Annotated in this window: 15 protein-coding genes and 2 pseudogenes; 8 read left to right on the top strand and 9 right to left on the bottom strand. The window is 70.3% G+C overall.

The window, feature by feature from the left end:
• Window positions 1–67: 67 nt before the first annotated feature.
• From ABZ880_RS49925 to ABZ880_RS49915, 3 genes are all read left to right on the top strand, one after another.
• Window positions 68–1,423: a dipeptidase gene (locus tag ABZ880_RS49925; RefSeq protein ID WP_361277739.1), complete on the top strand. Its 1,356-nt coding sequence runs from the start codon at window positions 68–70 to the stop codon at window positions 1,421–1,423.
• Window positions 1,424–1,484: 61 nt separating this feature from the next.
• Complete coding sequence (locus ABZ880_RS49920; RefSeq protein WP_361277738.1) at window positions 1,485–2,189, top strand: MBL fold metallo-hydrolase; 705 nt, start codon at window positions 1,485–1,487, stop codon at window positions 2,187–2,189.
• Window positions 2,190–2,200: 11 nt separating this feature from the next.
• Window positions 2,201–3,259: a protein kinase family protein gene (locus tag ABZ880_RS49915; protein ID WP_361277737.1), complete on the top strand. Its 1,059-nt coding sequence runs from the start codon at window positions 2,201–2,203 to the stop codon at window positions 3,257–3,259.
• A 13-nt stretch (window positions 3,260–3,272) separates the two neighbouring features.
• Here the strand turns inward: ABZ880_RS49915 and ABZ880_RS49910 are convergent, their stop codons facing one another.
• Together ABZ880_RS49910 and ABZ880_RS49905 are read right to left on the bottom strand one after the other, a co-directional pair.
• Window positions 3,273–4,316, bottom strand: a complete 1,044-nt coding sequence (locus ABZ880_RS49910; RefSeq protein ID WP_361277736.1) for an NUDIX domain-containing protein — start codon at window positions 4,314–4,316, stop codon at window positions 3,273–3,275.
• Between the two features lie 138 nt (window positions 4,317–4,454).
• Window positions 4,455–4,667 (bottom strand): hypothetical protein, encoded by a 213-nt coding sequence (locus ABZ880_RS49905; RefSeq protein ID WP_361277735.1) that lies wholly within the window; start codon window positions 4,665–4,667, stop codon window positions 4,455–4,457.
• 82 nt (window positions 4,668–4,749) lie between these two features.
• Between ABZ880_RS49905 and ABZ880_RS49900 the strand changes: the two genes are divergently transcribed.
• Complete coding sequence (locus ABZ880_RS49900; RefSeq protein ID WP_361277734.1) at window positions 4,750–5,094, top strand: hypothetical protein; 345 nt, start codon at window positions 4,750–4,752, stop codon at window positions 5,092–5,094.
• Between the two features lie 10 nt (window positions 5,095–5,104).
• Here the strand turns inward: ABZ880_RS49900 and ABZ880_RS49895 are convergent, their stop codons facing one another.
• The 3 genes from ABZ880_RS49895 to ABZ880_RS49885 are packed head-to-tail and all read right to left on the bottom strand — an operon-like array spanning window position 5,105 to window position 8,241.
• Entirely contained in the window at window positions 5,105–6,037 is a 933-nt protein-coding gene (locus tag ABZ880_RS49895) for a carbohydrate ABC transporter permease (protein WP_361277733.1), read from the bottom strand.
• The gene (locus tag ABZ880_RS49890; protein ID WP_361277732.1) at window positions 6,034–6,951 is read right to left on the bottom strand and encodes a sugar ABC transporter permease; all 918 of its coding nucleotides are present in this window, start codon (window positions 6,949–6,951) and stop codon (window positions 6,034–6,036) included. The genes ABZ880_RS49895 and ABZ880_RS49890 overlap by 4 nt, the downstream gene beginning before the upstream one ends.
• A gap of 18 nt (window positions 6,952–6,969) precedes the next feature.
• A complete protein-coding gene (locus ABZ880_RS49885; RefSeq protein ID WP_361277731.1) occupies window positions 6,970–8,241 on the bottom strand; it encodes an ABC transporter substrate-binding protein in 1,272 nt (423 codons plus the stop codon).
• Window positions 8,242–8,508: 267 nt separating this feature from the next.
• On the opposite strand from ABZ880_RS49885, the gene ABZ880_RS49880 reads away from it, so the two are divergent.
• Window positions 8,509–10,530: an NPCBM/NEW2 domain-containing protein gene (locus ABZ880_RS49880; RefSeq protein ID WP_361277730.1), complete on the top strand. Its 2,022-nt coding sequence runs from the start codon at window positions 8,509–8,511 to the stop codon at window positions 10,528–10,530.
• Window positions 10,531–10,621: 91 nt separating this feature from the next.
• Here the strand turns inward: ABZ880_RS49880 and ABZ880_RS49875 are convergent, their stop codons facing one another.
• Window positions 10,622–11,569 (bottom strand): ROK family protein, encoded by a 948-nt coding sequence (locus ABZ880_RS49875; protein WP_361277729.1) that lies wholly within the window; start codon window positions 11,567–11,569, stop codon window positions 10,622–10,624.
• Between the two features lie 188 nt (window positions 11,570–11,757).
• Between ABZ880_RS49875 and ABZ880_RS49870 the strand changes: the two genes are divergently transcribed.
• On the top strand, window positions 11,758–12,867 hold the full coding sequence (locus ABZ880_RS49870) for a LacI family DNA-binding transcriptional regulator (protein ID WP_361277728.1): 1,110 nt from the start codon (window positions 11,758–11,760) through the stop codon (window positions 12,865–12,867).
• A 7-nt stretch (window positions 12,868–12,874) separates the two neighbouring features.
• A pseudogene (locus tag ABZ880_RS49865) lies at window positions 12,875–13,696 on the top strand (hypothetical protein).
• Here ABZ880_RS49865 and ABZ880_RS49860 read toward each other — a convergent pair.
• Window positions 13,642–15,633: a serine/threonine-protein kinase gene (locus ABZ880_RS49860; protein ID WP_361277727.1), complete on the bottom strand. Its 1,992-nt coding sequence runs from the start codon at window positions 15,631–15,633 to the stop codon at window positions 13,642–13,644. The pseudogene ABZ880_RS49865 and the gene ABZ880_RS49860 overlap by 55 nt on opposite strands.
• Before the next feature lie 96 nt (window positions 15,634–15,729).
• Window positions 15,730–17,028, bottom strand: a complete 1,299-nt coding sequence (locus ABZ880_RS49855) for an aldolase/citrate lyase family protein (protein WP_361277726.1) — start codon at window positions 17,026–17,028, stop codon at window positions 15,730–15,732.
• Between the two features lie 212 nt (window positions 17,029–17,240).
• Between ABZ880_RS49855 and ABZ880_RS49850 the strand changes: the two genes are divergently transcribed.
• Window positions 17,241–18,188, top strand: coding sequence for an endonuclease/exonuclease/phosphatase family protein (locus ABZ880_RS49850; protein WP_361277725.1), 948 nt, complete (start codon window positions 17,241–17,243; stop codon window positions 18,186–18,188).
• A 30-nt stretch (window positions 18,189–18,218) separates the two neighbouring features.
• On the opposite strand, the pseudogene ABZ880_RS49845 reads toward ABZ880_RS49850, so the two are convergent.
• Window positions 18,219–18,551, bottom strand: a pseudogene (locus tag ABZ880_RS49845) (zinc ribbon domain-containing protein); the annotation flags it as partial.
• Window positions 18,552–18,737: the final 186 nt, after the last annotated feature.

The following is an 18,737-nucleotide window of genomic DNA, read 5'->3' as shown; positions in this document are numbered from 1 at the left end:
CCGCAGGCCGCTGTGGGAGGATCCCGATATCCACACGTACAACGTCGCACCCACAAGGAGCGTGCCCATGTCGTCGAATCCGGTCGCCGAGACCGTCGCCTCGCTGATGCCGAGGGCGCAGGCCGAGCTCGCCGAGCTCGTCGCCTTCAGGTCGGTGGCGGACTTCGACCAGTTCCCGAAGAGCGAGAGCGAGGGCGCCGCGAACTGGGTCGCCGACGCGCTCACCGCCGAGGGCTTCCAGGACGTGGCCCTGCTCGACACCCCCGACGGCACACAGTCGGTCTACGGCTACCTGCCCGGCCCCGAGGGCGCGAAGACCGTCCTTCTCTACGCCCACTACGACGTGCAGCCGCCGCTCGACGAGGCCGCCTGGACCACCCCGCCCTTCGAGCTGACCGAGCGCGACGGCCGCTGGTACGGGCGCGGGGCCGCCGACTGCAAGGGCGGCGTGATCATGCACCTGCTGGCGCTGCGCGCCCTGAAGGCGAACGGCGGCGTCCCGGTGCACGTCAAGGTCATCGCCGAGGGCTCGGAGGAGATGGGCACGGGCGGCCTGGAGCGGTACGCCGAGGACCACCCGGACCTGCTGGCCGCCGACACCATCGTCATCGGCGACGCGGGCAACTTCCGCGTCGGACTGCCGACGGTCACCTCCACGCTGCGCGGCATGACCCTGGTCCGCATACAGATCGACACCCTCCAGGGCAACCTCCACTCCGGCCAGTTCGGCGGCGCGGCCCCCGACGCCCTGGGCGCGCTGATCCGCGTACTGGACTCGCTGCGCGCGGAGGACGGCTCGACCACGGTCGACGGGCTGGCCCCCGGATCGCGCTGGGAGGGCCTGGAGTACGACGAGGAGCAGTTCCGCCAGGACGCCAAGGTGCTGGACGGCGTACAGCTGATCGGCTCCGGTTCGGTCGCCGACCGCATCTGGGCCCGCCCGGCCGTCACCGTGCTCGGCATCGACTGCCCGCCGGTCGTCGGCGCCACCCCGTCGGTGCAGGCGGGCGCCCGTGCGCTGGTCAGCCTGCGGGTGCCGCCGGGCGTGGACGCGGCCGAGGCGACCAAGCTGCTGCAGGCCCATCTGGAGGCCCACACCCCGTGGGGCGCCCGCGTGCGCACCGAGCAGGTCGGCCAGGGCCAGGCCTTCAGCGCCGACACCACCAGCCCGGCGTACGCCGCCATGGCGGACGCGATGGCGATCGCCTACCCCGGCCAGGAGATGCAGTACGCCGGCCAGGGCGGCTCCATCCCGCTGTGCAACACCCTCGCCGCCCTCTACCCCCAGGCGGAGATCCTCCTGATCGGCCTGAGCGAGCCGGAGGCCCAGATCCACGCCGTCAACGAGAGTGTCTCCCCCGACGAACTCGAGCGCCTGTCGGTGACGGAGGCACTGTTCCTGCGGAACTACGCGGGTAGCTGACCGGCTCTGCCGACAGCCAAGGGCGCCTCGCAGTCCGGCGGGGCGCCCTTACGTTCGCCCCATGGACGTCATCGAACTCCTCCCTCGCCTCCACCTCCTCCGCTTCCCCGTCGGCCAGGCCTACCTCTGGCGGGACGGCGACGAGTTGACGCTGATCGACGCGGGTCCGCCGGGCTCCGCTGCGGCCCTCGCTGCAGTTGCCGGTGCTCTGGGGAACGTACGACGCATCGTGCTCACCCACTTCCACGAGGATCATGCGGGCGGCGCGGGCGAGTTCGCGGCGCTCAGCGGCGCCGAGGTCATGGCCCACCGCCTGGACGCCCCCGTGGTGCGGGGTGAACTCCCGGGCCCGCCCCCGGTGCTGGAGGACTGGGAACGCCCCCTGCACGCCGAGGCCGCCCTGCACCTCCCCGAGGGCGACTTCGTACGACCACCGCATGTCACCGGCCTCTCCGACGGCGACGCCCTCGACTTCGGCGACGGAGCCCGGGTGATCCATGTCACCGGCCACACGCACGGCAGTATCGCCCTCCATCTCCCGCGGCACGGAGTCCTGTTCACGGGTGACACCGTGGCGGCATCGCCGGTGGACGGCAGGGTGCTGCCGGGTGTGTTCAATCTCGACCGGGCGCAACTGCTCGCCTCGTACCACCGGCTGGCAGGACTCGACTCCGACGTGGCGTGCTTCGGGCACGGCGATCCGGTGATCGGCCACGCGGGCACGGTCCTTCGCCGATCGGCAGACAGGTACCCGGTGTCACCCTGACCATGAAGGTCATGTCCTCCGCCACGCGTCGCGCCGCCCACACCGACCTCGCCACCTCCCTGGCCCTGCTCAGCGACCACGAGCTGGCCGACCTCGTGGCATCGGGGACGCCCGTCGGCGTGGGGATCGGGGGACGTTCGGCGCTGGTCGAGGTGGACGGCCGCCCGGTCTTCGTGAAGCGGGTGCCGCTCACGGACCTCGAGCGGCTGCCCGAGAACGTGCGGTCCACCGCGAACTTCTTCGAGCTGCCGCTCTCCTGCCACTACGGCACCGGCCGCGGACCGGGCTTCGGCGCCTGGCGCGAGCTGGCCGTGCACACGATGACGACGAACTGGGTGCTGGCCGACCGATTCCCGGGTTTTCCGCTGATGCACCACTGGCGGGTGCTGCCGGACGCCGTACAGCCGCTTCCCGAGGAACTGGCCGACGTCGAAGGGGTGGTCGCCCACTGGGGCGGCGCCGCGCGGGTACGCGAGCGCATCGAGGCCCAGCGGACGGCGTCGGCGAGCCTGACACTGTTCCTGGAGTATTTTCCGCACACGCTCCACGACTGGCTCGACGCACAGGTGCGCGGCGACGACGCGGACCGGGTCTGCACGCGGGTGGACGAGTGGCTGGGGACGCTGACCGCCTTCCTCCGCGACAACCGACTCCTGCATTTCGACGTCCACTTCCACAACGTCCTCACCGACGGCGAGGAGTTCCACCTCGCCGACTACGGACTCGCGTTCAGCTCGCGGTTCCGGCTCGCGCGGCAGGAGCGCGCCTTCTTCGACCGGCACCGCGACTACGACCTCGTCTACTCCCGGGCCCACCTGGTGAACTGGCTGGCCACCGCCCTGTACGGATACGACCGCCAGGAGCGGGAGGCCTTCGTGCGGGCCTGCGCGATCGGGGCGCACGCCGACGGCGTCCCCGAGGCCGCCGCCGAGATCATCGCCCGTGATGCGCCTTTGACCGCCGTCTTCAACGGCTTCTTCGCCCGGTTGCGGCAGGAGAGCAGGCGGACTCCCTACCCGTTCGAGGAACTGCACCTGGCCTACAACAGCTCCCCGTTCTCCGCGCGGTGACGGCCGCGGCGCCTCATCCGACCGGGATGCCCGCCTCCAGATACAGCGCCGCCCCACGCTCCCGCGCCCGCAGCGCCCACCGCAACCGCTCGTAGCGCACGGGGGGCAGCAGGTCGGCGGCCTCCTCCTCGCTGACGAAGCGCCACTCGCGCAGTTCGGGCCCGGGCAGCAGCAGCCGGGCCGCCTCCATGGAGTCGAGGCGGCCGCCGTCGAAGAGGAGACGCAGGCCGCCGAAGCCGGGGGGCGCGGGTGCCTCCCAGTCGACGACCAGGAGGCGCGGTACGTCGACGAGGCGGATGCCGGTCTCCTCCTCGACCTCGCGCATACCGGCGCGGGCGGGCGCCTCGCCGGGCTCGACGACACCGCCGGGGAACTCCCAGCCGGGCTTGTAGGTCGGGTCGACGAGGAGCACCCGGTCCTGTTCGTCGAAGAGCAGGACGCCCGCGGCGAGGGTCTCGGCGGTGGGTTCGGGGGTCTGCACGATGTCGCAGACGGGCACCTCACCGCTGCCGACGGCCTCGGCGATGCGGACGGCCGTCTCGTACGGAGTGAGGGTGCCGGTGTCGACGGGGTACGCGTCGGCGGTGAGCCAGGACGCGAGGGCGGAGCGGTACGGCTCGATGTGGTCGTACGACCACTGCCGTATCCGCATGTCGCCGTCGGGGAGGTCGGGCGGGACCTCCCGGCCGGCTATTCGCTCCCGCAGGATCGTTTCGGCCGGAGCGAGGAGGACATGCCGGACCGCGATGCGGCGGGCGGCGAGGCCGCCGAAGATCTCGTCGCGGTACTCCTGGCGCAGCAGGGTCATGGGGACCACGAGGGTCCCGCCGAGCTCGGCGAGCATGGCGGCCGCCGTGTCGATCACGAGTCGCCGCCAGATGGGCAGGTCCTGGTGGTCGCCGACCTCGGCGAGGTGCTTGGCCGGCAGCAGGTGTGTCAGTCCCCCGCCGATGACCTCGGGGTCGAAGAGCGTGCTGTTCGGGATCAGGTCGATCAGTTCCCGTGCGGTGGTGGTCTTCCCCGCACCGAACGCGCCGTTGATCCAAACGACGGTCACGGTTCCCCCTCTTCTGTTGGCCCCCTGAGGCTTGCCCCCTCCACCCTGTCACGGAAACCAGCCCCAGGTGAGAGCGCACATACGGCGGCGCCGGCACCCCCGAAACGGAGGCACCGGCGCCGCGCTGTGCCGACCGGGTCAGCCCTGCTGCCCGAAGGCGTTGTCGGTCGTGGCGAGGCCGCTCTTGCCGACAGCGTCGGTGACCGTACCGAGGGTGCTCTCGACCCCCACGTCACCGATTGCCTGGTGATCACCGAGTACGTGGGTGTCGCTGCCGTGCGACGGGCTGATCGCCGCGACGACGAACCCGGTGGCGAGGGAGGCGATGGCCATCATGCTGCGCTTTTTCATGACCGGATCAACTGTCGGACCGGGGTCGGGGTAACGCATGCCTGGCATGCTCGACCGAAGGGCCGCCGCGTGGGGAGGACGGATGGACGGGACCGACGGGCACATCCACGTCGACTCGAGACTGCTGCTCGACAATGCCGCCGTACGCGGCATGCTCGCGAGCTCCTTCGGCCTCGTCGGCGACGCGCCGAGCGCCGTCACCTCGGGATGCGGCCTGCGGGTCCCGTACGCGATGACTTCGCGGCGCCCGGAGAGCGTCACGTGTCTGCCCTGCCGGGAACACGCCGTTCGCGAGTATCTGCGTGCCGCCGAGTCGCTCGAACGCCTGGGCTCGTCCCCCGGGGCCACCCTCGACCACGAGCAGGTGCGGCAGGTCGCGGCCCACCATCGTGACCTTGCGCAGAGGTTCTCCGACGGCCGGCCGTGACCCGCCGCGCTCACCCCTTCGTCGACCCGAGCGTGAGTCCCGCGATGAAGTGCCGCTGCAGCAGCAGGAACACCAGGATGGTCGGGAGTGCGACCAGTACCGACCCCGCCGCGAGCAGGTTGTAGTCCGTGAAGAACTGCCCGCGCAGATTGTTCAGCGACGACGTGATCGGCAGCTTGTCGGGGTTGGAGATGAAGATCAGCGCCCAGAGGAAGTCGTTGTAGATCCAGGTGAATTCGAGGGTGGCCAGGGCCGCGAGCGCGGGGCGGCACAGGGGGAGGGTGATGTGCCAGAACTGGGTCCACACGCCCGCGCCGTCGACGATCGCCGCCTCCAGGATCTCCTGGGGCAGCGTGCGCATGAAGTTGGCGAGGACGAAGACGCAGAACCCCATCTGGAAGCCGATGTTGACGACGATCACGGCCCAGTAGGAGTCGTACATGGTCAGCGAGTCGGACATCCACCAGGGCAGTGGGATCTTGTTGAACAGGACGTACAGGGGCGTCACGATCACCTGTTGCGGCAGCAGGTTGCCCGCCGTGAAGAACATCAACAGGACGATTCCGCCGCGGAGTTTGAGCCGGGAGACCGCGAAGGCGACGAACGCGGCCAGGAAGAGGGTGACAATGACGGCCGGGATCGCGATCAGCAGCGTGTTGGTGAAGTACCTGCCCATGCCGGACTCGGTGTAGGCCCGCCGGTAGTAGTCGAAGGACAGGTGCCTCGGCCAGGAGAGGTAGCCGTGCTGCGCCGTTTCCTCGTACGGCCGCAGGCTGGCGTAGACGGCGAGCAGCAGTGGCGCGAGGAACGCCAGGGAGACCGCCGCCAGGAAGATGTGCACGCCCCAACGGCCGCGCCGGGGGCGGGACTTCGGGCTGCGGGCGGGTTCCGCGGCCCGGCGGCGGGGCACGGTGGACGCGGTGGTGCGGATGTCTGCGGTCATCGGTCGCGCGCACCTCGCAGCTCTTGGACCAGGAACGTCACGATGAATCCGAGCGATACGACGAGCAGGACGACCGCGATGGCCGAGCCGAAGCCGATGCGGCTGGCCTCGCCGATGATGTTGTCGGTGATGAGGACGGAGAGGAGTTCCAGGCCGTTGCGGCCCTTGTTGACGGCGTAGACGATGTCGAAGGCGCGCAGGGCCTCGATGACGGTGATGATGCCGACGATGACGTTGACCGGGCGCATGGTCGGGAAGACCACGCGGAAGAAGGTCTGGCGCTCGTTCGCGCCGTCGATCGCCGCCGCCTCCTTGAGCTGGGGGTCGACGGCCTTCAGACCGGCCAGGTAGAGGATCATCACGTAGCCGACGTGCCGCCAGCTCGCGGCGATCATCATCATCCAGATGTTGAGGTGGGAGTCGCCGAGCCAGTCGACGGGGTCGTCGTGGTTGTTCAGGATCGTGTTGACCACGCCCTGGTCGGTGCCGAGGATCAGCTGGGCGATGAAGCCGACGATGGCGAGCGAGAGCACGACCGGCATGTAGAGGACGGACTGGTAGAAGCGGCTGAAGCGGACGCCCCGGTCGATGAGGACGGCCAGGAACAGGCCGAAGGGCGTGGCGATCAGGCCGAGGAACAGCAGCCACATGATGTTGTGGCGGACGGCCGGCCAGAACGGCGGGTAGTTGTCGGCGAGGTTCTTGTAGTTGTCCAGGCCGACCCAGTGGATGTCCCCGATGCCGTCCCAGGCGGTGAAGGACAGGCCGATCGAGGCGAGCGTCGGACCCCAGACGATGGCGATGTCGAGCAGGACCGGTATGCCGAGCAGCACGCCGAGGACGGCGACGTCACGGCGGGTGAACCGCCTCAGGCGTCGCCGTCGTCCGGCGCGTCGCGGGAAGGTGGGCGCCACGGATCTTTCCCCCAGTGATCAGCCGACGGGCTGCGAGAAGATGGTCTTCTTCTGCCGCTCGATGCTGTTGCACAGCCCGTCGACGTCCTTCGGGTTGCCGATGAAGTCCTGGATGGACTGGATCATCACCGTCGAGGCGAAGTCGGGCCGGGTGTCACGGTCCAGGAACTGCGAGATCTGTTTGGCGCCCGAGACGAGCTGCGCGGACTTCTTCTGCAGGGCGCTGTACTTGGAGGTGTCGGCACCGGAGTTGACCGCCACGTTGTTGGGGTCGTACTTGAGGTAGACGTCCTCGGCCTCGGGCTTGCCGAGCCACTTGAGCAGGTCCCTGGCGCCGGTGAGGTTCTTGGACTTCTTGGCGACGAGGAACCCGTCGATGGGCGCCTCCACGGCGTCCTGGCCCCACTGCGGGTCGATCTCGGGGAAGGCGAAGAAGTCGATGTCGTCGCGCTCGTTCGCCGGGAACTGGGTGCCGGGGTGCGGCATGCCGAACACCGCCATGCCGGTCTTGCGCTGCTGCAGGCTCTGCCCGGCCTCCTCCCACGTCCGGCCGAGCGCGCCCTTCTGGTAGTACGGCATGAGTTCACGCCAGGTGTCGAAGACGTTCTTCACCTTGGTGTCGGTCCACGATTCCTCGCCCGCCATCAGGGACTTGTGGAAGTCGTAACCGTTCAGCCGCAGATTGATGTAGTCGAAGGTGCCCATCGCGGGCCAGCCGTCCTTGTCGCAGAAGGCGACCGGATTGCCGTCCTTCTGCATCTGTTTGGCAAGGGCGATGAAGTCGTCCCATTTCGCGGGCTGTTGATAGCCCTTCTGCTCGAAGAGGCTCTTACGGTGGAAGACCGCCCACGGATAGTAGTAGTAGTACGGCACGAAGTACTGCTTGCCGTCGTGCGTGGACTGCGCCTTCAGGGCGTCCGAGAAACCCGAGAAGGTCTTCCAGACGTCACTGATCTCGGTCAACAGGCCTTTCTCCGCGAAGTACTGCATGCGGTATCCCGCGAACCACATGAAGACGTCGTCGGGAGTGCCCTGCAGATAGCGGTTGATGTTCTCCTGGAAGTCGTTGTGGTCCTTGGTGTTGACCTTCACCTTCTTTCCGGTCTTCTTCTCGTACGCCTGGAAGGCCGCCGCGTACGCCTTCTTCGGTACGGCGTCCGAGGCGTTGGAGCCGACGGTGACTTCCTTCTTGTTGCCGCCGGGTCCCTTGCCGCACCCCGAGAGCAGGGCGGGCAGCGTGACCGCACCGGCGCCAAGGGCCGCACCACGTAAGAGATTTCGCCGGGACATCGGATGACCTGCCCATCCTTGGGCTGGACCAACCCGCTGGAACGATGACTGTGCCATGTGCCCCTCCCGGGAGCGCCACCCAACACAACCGAACGCGTGGCTTGGATCTCACCTCCGTGTGGCCTCGCAGTCAAGGGTTCTGACGGGATATCGAACAACCGTTACCTGTTCTCTTCCAACACAGTCCGACACGTCCTACCGTAAACGCGCACTGATGACGCGGACATGATGTCATCCAACCTTTCGCGTGTTCGGAGGAACGTAACGATGCGTCACCTTCACACCCGCACAACCCGCCGAAGAGTGGTCGGAGCGCTCACCGCAGGACTCCTGTGCGCGGCCGGACTCGCCGTGCCGGCCGCGGCGGCCCCCACCGCCGAGCCCGCCGCGCCGACCCTGGCGGACGGCCTCGCCCCGACTCCTCCGATGGGTTTCAACAACTGGAACTCCACGCACTGTCGTGCCGAGTTCAACGAGTCCATGGTCAGGGGAATCGCGGACATCTTCGTCGAGAAAGGCCTCAAAGACGCCGGTTACCAGTACGTCAACCTCGACGACTGCTGGGCCCTGCCGAGCCGGGACGCGGACGGCAGACTCGTGCCCGATCCGGTCCGTTTCCCGAACGGGATCAAGGCGGTCGCCGACTATGTGCACTCCAAGGGTCTCAAGCTCGGCATCTACACCAGCGCGGGCACGAAGACCTGCAACAGCGCGGGATTCCCGGGCGCGTTGGGGCACGAGTACAGCGACGCCCGGCAGTTCGCCGACTGGGGCGTGGACTATCTCAAGTACGACAACTGCAACAACCAAGGTGCAGACGCCAAGTTGCGTTACACGACGATGCGCGACGCGCTCAAGGCGACCGGCCGCCCCATCGTCTACAGCATCTGCGAATGGGGCGAGAACAAACCCTGGGAATGGGCCGCGGATGTGGGCCACTTGTGGCGCACGACCGGTGACATCAGCGACAACTGGGGCTCCATGCTGGGGATCCTGAAGAAGAACCTGCCGCTCGCGCCGTACGCGGGCCCCGGGCACTGGAACGACCCCGACATGCTGGAGGTCGGCAACGGCGGCATGACGGACACCGAGTACCGCTCCCACTTCTCGATGTGGTCGATCATGGCCGCCCCGCTCCTCATCGGCTCCGACCTGCGCAAAGCGACCCCGGCGACCTTCGACATCCTCGACAACAAGGAGGTCATCGCCGTCGACCAGGATCCACTGGGCAAGCAGGGCTCGGTCGTCTCCTCCGCGGGCGGCCGCTGGGTCGTCGCCAAGGAGTTGAAGGACGGCAGCCGCGCGGTCGCCCTCTTCAACGAGTCCGGCACCGCCCAGCACATCGCCACCACCGCCGAGGCGGCCGGCCTGCCCGAGGCCTCTGCCTACACCCTGCGCGACCTGTGGCAGCACAAGAGCTACAACACCGCGGGCACCATCTCGGCGACCGTCCCCGCACACGGCACGGTTCTCGTACGGGTCTCCGCCGACCGCAAGTGGGCCACGCATCCGCCCGCCGTCGAACTCGGCCTGGACGGCAGCCCGTTGCTGGAGGCGGGCAAGCCGGCCACCCTGACATCCGCCGTCACCGACCTCGGCCGCACGCCCGCCCTGCACGTCTCGGCGGAGCTGACGGGGCCCGAGGGCTGGACGGTGAAGGCGACTTCGCGGACCACGTCCGCCGTCGTACCGACAGGCCGCTCCCTGCGCACCAACTGGTCGGTCACCGCACCGGCCGGGACGCCGACCGGTTCGTACGACCTGACACTGAAGGCGAGTTACCGCTCGCCGACCGGTGTCCGCGTCGACAGCACGGTGCCGCTGACGGCATCCGTCGTCGTAGCGCCGCCTTCGGGGACGTCCGGGCTCGGTGACCTGGCATGGCTGTCGGCCACCAACGGCTACGGACCGGTCGAGCGCAACACCAGCAACGGGGAGAGCGCCGCGGGCGACGGCCATCCCCTCACCATCGGCGGAGTGGTCTACGGCAAGGGGCTCGGCGTGCACGCGGAGAGCGCCGTCGAGTACTACACCGGCAAGGCGTGCAAGACGGTCACCGCGGACGTGGGCGTCGACGACGAGAAGGGCGCCAAGGGCACCGTCGCCTTCGAGATCTGGGCCGACGGCACCAAGGTCGCCTCGAGCGGTGTCCTGACCAACGCGATGCCGGCCCAGCCGCTCACCGCCGACGTGACCGGCGCCCAGGTGGTCCGCCTCGTCGTCACCGACGGCGGCGACGGCATCGACTCGGACCACGCGGACTGGGCGAACGCACAGTTGAGCTGCTGAGCCCCACCAAGCTGCTGAGCCCCACCGAATGGCCCAGCAGCCCGCCTGAACGTTCCTGCGCCGCTCAGCGCCTCCGCTGCCGCCGAGGCGCTCAGACCGCGGCCGCGTCCGCCCGCTTGGCGAGCGCGGCCGCGGCCGCCCCCACCAGCCCGGCGTCCGTGCCCATCTGGGCCGGTGTGATCTCCAGGCGCTGCACGAAGGAGAGCGTCGCGTAGTCGCCGAGCGCCTTGCGCAGCGGCGTGAACAGCACGTCGCCCGCCTTGCCCACTCCCCCGCCGATCACCGCGATGTCGATCTCGACCAGGGTCGCGGTCGCCGCGATGCCGGCCGCCAGCGCCTGGGCCGCCCGCTCGAAGGAGGCCACCGCGACCGGGTCGCCGAGCTGCGCGGCGGCGGCCACCGCGGCGGCCGAGGTGTCGCCGTCGGGGCCGGGCCGCCAGCCGTTCTCCAGCGCGCGGCGGGCGATGTTCGGCCCGCTCGCGATGCGCTCCACGCAGCCGCGCGAGCCGCACGGGCACGGGTCGCCGTCGAGGTCGACGCTGATGTGGCCGATGTGGCCCGCGTTGCCGGTGGGACCGGGATGCAGCTGGCCGTTCAGGACCAGGCCGCCGCCGACACCCGTGGAGACCACCATGCACAGCGCGTTGTCGTGGCCGCGGGCCGCGCCCTGCCAGTGCTCGGCCGCGGTGATGGCCACGCCGTCGCCGATCAGCTCGACGGGCAGACCGCCGGCCGCCGCCCGGACCCGCGCCACGAGCGGGTAGTCGCGCCAGCCCGGCACGTTCACCGGGCTCACCGTGCCCGCGGAGGCGTCCACCGGACCGGCGCTGCCGATGCCGAGGGCCGTGGCCCGCCCCCACAGGGGCGAGGCGGTCAGCTCGCCGAGGACCTCCTCCACGGCGCCCATCACGGTCTCGCCGTCCTGCTGCGCGGGCGTCGCGCGCTGTGCGCGCACCACGATCTGGCCGTGGCCGTCCACCAGCGCCCCGGCGATCTTGGTGCCGCCGATGTCGAGCGCTGCCACGAGGTCGGTCTGCATCGGTGTCGGATCTCCCCGTCAACCATCGGATCTCCGGTCAGCCAGGGGAAGTTCCCCCTTCAACCATGGAGAAGGGTGAGCCGGTCTGGCGGTGGGGGCGCAGGCCGGAGATTGCGGTGGACAGTCTCTCTTGCATATGACAACGTTGTCCAGGCTCTATGCTCGACGCCACATCCTCATACAAACTCATGGTCCGACGCATCCCCGTGAACGAGACCCGTGGACGAGACAGGACAGGACAGCGCATCGTGCCCGAGACCGCTCGCCGAACAGCCCCCCTCTCCGGAACGCGTTACGGCAACCGTCCGACCATGAAGGACGTGGCGGCGCGCGCCGGAGTCGGCCTGAAGACCGTCTCCCGTGTGGTCAACGGCGAGCCCGGTGTCACGCCGGAGACCGAGCGCCGCGTCCAGGAGGCCATCGACGCGCTGGGCTTCCGCCGCAACGACAGCGCACGCGTGCTGCGCAAGGGCCGCACCGCCAGCATCGGCCTGGTCCTGGAGGACCTCGCCGACCCGTTCTACGGCCCCCTCAGCCGCGCCGTCGAGGAAGTGGCCCGCGCGCACGGCGCCCTGCTGATCAACGGATCCAGCGCCGAGGACCCGGACCGCGAGCAGGAACTGGCGCTGGCGCTGTGCGCCCGGCGGGTGGACGGCCTGGTGATCATCCCCGCCGGTGACGACCACCGCTACCTCGAGCCCGAGATCAAGGCGGGCGTCGCCACGGTCTTCGTCGACCGCCCGGCCGGGAAGATCGACGCCGACGTCGTCCTCGCCGACAACCACGGCGGCGCCCGAGACGGCGTCGCCCACCTCATCGCCCACGGCCACCGCCGGATCGGCTTCATCGGCGACATGCCCCGCATCCACACGGCCGCCGAGCGGCTGCGCGGCTACCGGGCCGCCATGGAGGACGCGGGCATCGCGGTCGAGGACTCCTGGACGTCCCTGGGCGTCACGGACCCGCAGCGGGTGCGCCGGGCCGCCGAGGAGATGCTCTCCGGACCGGAGCCCGTCACCGCGATCTTCACGGGCAACAACCGGGTGACCGTCACCGTGGTCCGCGTACTCGCCGAGCAGTCCCGCCGGGTCGCCCTGGTCGGCTTCGACGACTTCGAGCTCGCCGATCTGCTGCAGCCTGGCGTCACGGTCGTCGCCCAGGACGCGGCGGCACTCGGCCGTACCGCCGCCGAGCGGCTCTTCCGGCAGCTGGACGGCGCCCTGCTCACTCCGGAACGCATCGAGCAGCCGACCCGGCTGATCACCCGTGGCTCGGGCGAGCTGCCGCCGACGGACTGAGCCGGCCGTGGACGACCGCACACTGGAGTCGCTGGGCCTGGCCGAGGCCCCGCGCGACCATCCGCTGCTCTACCCGGGAGCCTGGCCGTCGGAGTCCGGGCTGCTCGAGGGCGACCGTCTGCTGCCCCTCGACCGCCTCGTGCACGAGGACCGCACCCCCGTTCTGGCGGTCGGCTCCAACGCCTGCCCGGGCCAACTGCGCAACAAGATGACCGAGTCCGGCATCACCTCGCCCATCCCGATGGTGCGCACCCGCGTCACCGGGATCGCCGTGGGCGTCTCCGGGCATGTGAGCCGCCTCGGATACGTGTCGGCATCACCGGTCCAAGCGCCCGGCACCGTACGGGAGTTGTTCCTCACCTGGCTCGACGCCGAGCAGCTCGCGGTGATCGACGCGAGCGAGGGTGTGCCGCTGCCGTACGGCAACTTCCGGCGCGCCTGGCTGCCTGCGCCGGAGGTGCGGGTGGAGTTGGAGGACGGCACTCGGCTGCCCGGTGCCTACATCTACGTCAACCGCCGGGGCGTGCTGCGCAACGGCAGCGGCACCCCGCGCGCGCACCCCGGCCAGCGGCCGCTGATCACCGAACTCCTCGTCGGATCCGCCCGGTTGAGGGAGCTGTTCGGTGCCACACCCGAGGAGTTCTGTGCGCGGGCCCGGGCCGACGCGGCGCTGTGCGAGCGGGGCACCCGGGTGTTCGCCGAGGAGGAACTGGTGACGACTTCGGGGCTGGAGCGGTACGTGGCGGACGTATGAGGGTGGGGTTCGCGTGAGCGTCAGCAGACCGGGAGTCCGGGGACCGGCTCGTCGTTGTCGCCGCCCTTGATGTAGACATCGCTGACGTAGACGTTCGTGTTGCCGCTGTCGTCGTCCGTCTTCGCCCACCAGACGTTGGTCCACTGGCCGTAGGTCTCGCGGCGGCCCAAATTCTGCTGGCAGTAGAAGTAGTTGGTGCCCGCTCCGAGGACGCCGACCTCGGTGCCGGAGGCGGTGTAGGACTTGGCGGTGCGCCAGACCGTGCAGTTGTACTTGCCGCCGCCGATGGACTGACAGGCCGGCGCCTCGGTGGTCGCGCCGCCCGTCGGGGTACCGCCGTTGCCGGAACCTCCGCCGGCGGAATCGCTCGAGGCGGACGGAGTGGCCTTGCCCGAGGGTGTGGTCTCCCTTTGGTGGCTCGGCGTCTCCGTCGCCGTGGGGGTCTTCTCGTGGCCCTGCTGAGTGGGCTTGGCGTCGTCGGAGCGGTCCGCGTCGGTGCGGCCGGACGCCGACGAGGAGGTCTCCGCGCGCGTACTGGACGAGGTGGGCTGCGTCCTGGCTTCCGCGTCACCGGAGTTGTTCATCAGCGCAACGGTGACACCGGCCGCCGCGAGGACGACGGTGACGGCCGCGGCGGCGAGGAGGGCACGCCCCTTGTGACGGGGGGACCGCTGGGTGGGGAGGAGCCCGGTGGGGGCGGAAGCCGGGGTCGGACCTGCGGGAGCGGGCGGCCCAAAGCCCCCGGCCGCATGCGCGGCAGGCTCCGCGGAACCGAAGCCCGGCCCCGCTTGGCCGGGTTGCCGCGCAGCACCGAAGCCTTGCACGCCCTGCTGTGCGGGCCCGAAACCCTGGGCTCCCCGGCCGGGCTGCCCCGCGGAACCGGATGCCTGTTGCCTGGCCCGCCCCGCAGCACCAAAGCCGTGCGCGCCCCCTCCGTCCCACTCCGCGGAACCGGCCCCCTGATCGCCCTGCGCGCCGGTGACCTCCGTCCCCGGCAGCCCGAAGCCCGGCCCCGCAGGGCCCGCGGTTCCCACCCGCTCGACCGACCCGAACCCCGGCGGCACCGACGGAACGCTCCGCTCCGTCTCCTCCCGTACGGGTGCTGCCGCGCCGCGCAGTGTCGTCGTCGGCGTGTCCGTGCCGGCCCTGTCGACCACCGCCTGCAGCAGCTCGCGGGCCTGTTCGGCCTCGGGGCGGGCGTCGGGCCGTTTGTCCATGAGGCGGCGCAGCACGGGGGCGAGGGAACCGGCGTGGCGGGATTCCGGCAGCGGCTCGGTGACGATCGCGGCGAGCGTGGAGTACGTCGACGTACGGCGGAAGGGCGAGGAGCCCTCGACCGCCGCGTACAGCGTGGCGCCCAGGGCCCAGATGTCGGAGGCCGGGCCCGGGTCGGCGCCCTGGGCGCGCTCGGGGGCCAAATAGTCCAGGGAACCGACGAGTTCGCCGCTGCGGGTGAGGTGGGTGGCCGAGCCGTCGCCCGGGTCCTCCATGGTGGCGATGCCGAAGTCCGTGAGGACGACGCGGCCGGAGCGGTCGAGCAGGATGTTGCCGGGCTTCACGTCGCGGTGCAAGACGCCGGCCCGGTGGGCGGCGGCCAGCGCGTCCATGACCTTGGCGCCGATGTCGGCGGCCTCGCGCGCGTCGAGCGTGCCGCGCTCGCGCAGCACGTCGTCCAGGGACGGCCCGTCGACCAGCTCCATGACGATCAGCGGGCGGCCGTCGACCTCGGCCACGTCGTGCACGGCCACGACCCCGGGATGGCGCACCCGGGCCGCCGCGCGGGCCTCGCGCTGCATCCGCAGCCGCAGATCGGCGAGTTCGGGCCCGTCGGCGTCGGTGTACGTCCGCAGTTCCTTGACGGCGACCTCGCGGCCGAGGACCTCGTCGACGGCTCTCCACACCACGCCCATGCCGCCGCGCCCGAGCTGGGACACGACGCGATAGCGCCCGGCCAGCAGCCGACCGGTCTCGTCGCCCTGGCCCTTTCCTGCCGAAGTCTCCCCCGAAGACACCGCCCGCCCCGATCCTGTGACACGTCAATGCGTGCCGTACACACTACGGGGCGGGGGTGACAACGCCAGCCGTCGGTGACGGCTGTGACAGGCCCTCTACTTGCTGGAGACGGTCAGGTCGCCGCGCCGGGGCGATGCGAAGGCCTCCAGATCGGCCCGGGTCAGACCGGTCACCTGGGCGACCTCGGCGATGTCCAGCGCACCGCAGTCCAGCCCGCGCAGCAGGTAGCCGCTGAGGGCCTTGGCGGTGGCGGGCTCGTCCATGACGTCGCCGCCGGCCCGGTTCGCGTAGCGGGCGAGACGGGCGGCCGCCTGCTCGAAGCCCTCGCGGTAGAAGGCGAAGACGGCCGCGTACCGGGTGGGGATGTGGCCGGGGTGCATGTCCCAGCCCTGGTAGTAGGCGCGGGCCAGGGCGCGGCGGGTGAGGCCGTAGTGCAGGCGCCACGCGTCGTGGACCTTCGCCGTCGGGCCCACCGGCAGCACGTTCGTCGAACCGTCCGACACCCGGACCCCGGTCCCCGCCGCCGCGACCTGCATGATCGCCTTGGCGTGGTCGGCGGCCGGGTGGTCGCTGGCCTGGTAGGCGGCGGAGACGCCGAGGCAGGCGCTGTAGTCGAAGGTGCCGTAGTGCAGTCCGGTGGCGCGCCCCTGGGCGGCCTGGATCATACGGGCGACGGTCGCGGTGCCGTCGGTGGCGAGGATGGACTGGCTGGTCTCGATCTGGATCTCGAAGCCGATCCGGCCGGGCTCGAGGCCGCGCGCCTTCTCGAACTCCTCCAGCAGCCGCACCATGGCGGTGACCTGTTCGGCGTAGGTCACCTTGGGCAGCGTCAGCACCAGCCCGTCGGGCAGACCGCCGGCCTCCATCAGACCGCTGAGGAAGATGTCGAGGGTGCGGATGCCCCGGTCGCGCACCGGCGCCTCCATGCACTTCATTCGGATGCCCATGTACGGCGCCGCGGTCCCCTTCGCACAAGCCTCCGCGATCAGCCGGGCCGCGCGGGCCGCGGTCTCGTCCTCCTCGGCGTCCGGGCGCGGACCGTAGCCGTCCTCGAAGTCGACGCGCAGGTCCTCGATGGGCTCGCGCTCCAGCTTGGCCCGCACGCGCGCGTGGACGGGCTCGGCCAGCTCGTCGGACAGGCCGAGGACCGCGGCGAAGGAGGCGGCGTCCGGAGCGTGTTCGTCGAGGGCGGCGAGGGCCCGGTCGCCCCAGGAGCGGATGGTGTCGGCGGCGAAGACGTCACCGGGGACATAGACGGTGTGGACGGGCTGCCGGGTGCCGGGGTCGCCGGGGTAGCGGCGCTCCAGTTCGGCGTCGACCGGCGCGAGGGAGGCGCTGATCTCCTCGCTGATCGCACCCGCGAGGCTCGTCGCCACCTGCTCCTGCTGGCCCATCCCATACCCTCCTGTTTTCCACTGTACGGAATCAACAATCCGTAGAACGAAGTTATCCGGGCACCTTCCGGATGGTCAACACCATGTCCACGGGCAGCAAGGCTGTGATCTCGGCATGTTCACGCTCATCTCACACCCGGGTATGACACTTCCCTACGCACGACTCGTCCCCACGCCCGACTCGTCCGGCTGTCGCCACCGAAGGAGCCGCCGTGCCGAACCACCGCCGAGTCACCCGCCGTCTGGGGCTGCAGGCCCTCTTGGCCGCGGCGGTCACGGTGCCCCTCTCCAGTGCCGCGATCCCAGCCTCGTCCGCCTCGCCCGTATGGGTCTCGCGCGCCCGGTCCGACCCGTCCCCCTCGGCGGAGGGGCGCCGGGCGCCCCGTCTCGAGGTCATGACCTTCAACCTGCGTTTCGCGAGTACCACCGAACCCAACAGCTGGCACGACCGCAGACCGGTGATGCGCGAACTGCTGCATCGCGCGCACCCCCAGATCATCGGCACGCAGGAGGGCCTCTACCAGCAACTGCGCGACATCGACTACGACCTCGGCCCGGACTACGCGTGGATCGGCACCGGCCGGGAGGGCGGCAGCCGCGACGAGTCCACGGCGATCTTCTACGACACCCGGCGCCTGGCCCCGGTCGAGCACTACACCTTCTGGCTGTCCGACACCCCGGAAGTCATCCGGTCGAACACCTGGGGCGCCGCCTTCCCCCGCATCGTCACCTGGATCCGCTTCCGCGATCTCGCCGACGACGGACGGGAGTTCTACGCCCTCAACACGCACTTCGACCATGCGAGCCAGTACGCGCGCGAACGCAGCGCCTCGCTGATGATCCAGCGGATCGCGCAGCTCGACCGTTCGCTGCCGGTCGTGGTGACGGGTGACTTCAATGTCGCCGCGCACGAGAACCAGGTCTACGACACGCTGATGGCTTCGGGGCTGGTCGACACATGGGACGTCGCGGAGCGACGCAGCGCCCTGTACGCGACCTTCCACGGCTACAAGGGGCTTACGCCGAACGGCGAGCGCATCGACTGGATCCTCACCTCGCCGTGGGTGACGACGCACCGGGCGTCGATCAACACCTTCTCCGTGAACGGCCAGTTCCCGAGCGACCATCTGCCCGTGCAGGCGTCGCTCAGCCTGGATTGACTTCCTCCCCTTCGTGTACGAGGGGAATTCCTACGGCTCGCGCCGTGGGGTTTTCTGCTTCACCGCCGACTGCCCGCCCGGAGTTCTCCGTTGAGGTCTTACACCGACTCCACAGACGGACACCGCCAGCCCGGCGGCCAGAAGGTTCTTCGCCGCGTTCACGTCCCGGTCATGGGCCGTGCCACAACCGTCGCACGTCCAGGTGCGCACGTGCAGCGGCAGCTGCGGCCGGAGGCTGCCGCAGCGGGAGCACAGCTTGGAGGAGGGGAAGAAGCGGTCCACCGCGATCACTTCCCGCCCGTACCAGTGGGCCTTGTACTCCAGCAGGCTGCGGAACTGCCCTGCTCCACAGGAGTCCGTTACCTCCCCCGCCCGACGGCGGGGGTATCCACGGAGGAACCCCGATGAACCGAGGCCCCCGTGACTGTTCGTGCAGTCACGGGGGCCTCGGCCGGGTGCGGGGTGATCAGCCCTTGCGGGTGTTGATCTCCTCGGTGAGCTGGGGGACGACGTCGAAGAGGTCGCCGACCACGCCGTAGTCGACCAGGT

The organism is Streptomyces sp. NPDC047043 (genome assembly GCF_040644055.1).
Classification (GTDB): domain Bacteria; phylum Actinomycetota; class Actinomycetes; order Streptomycetales; family Streptomycetaceae; genus Streptomyces.
This window is presented reverse-complemented; position numbering and strand designations above follow the sequence as displayed.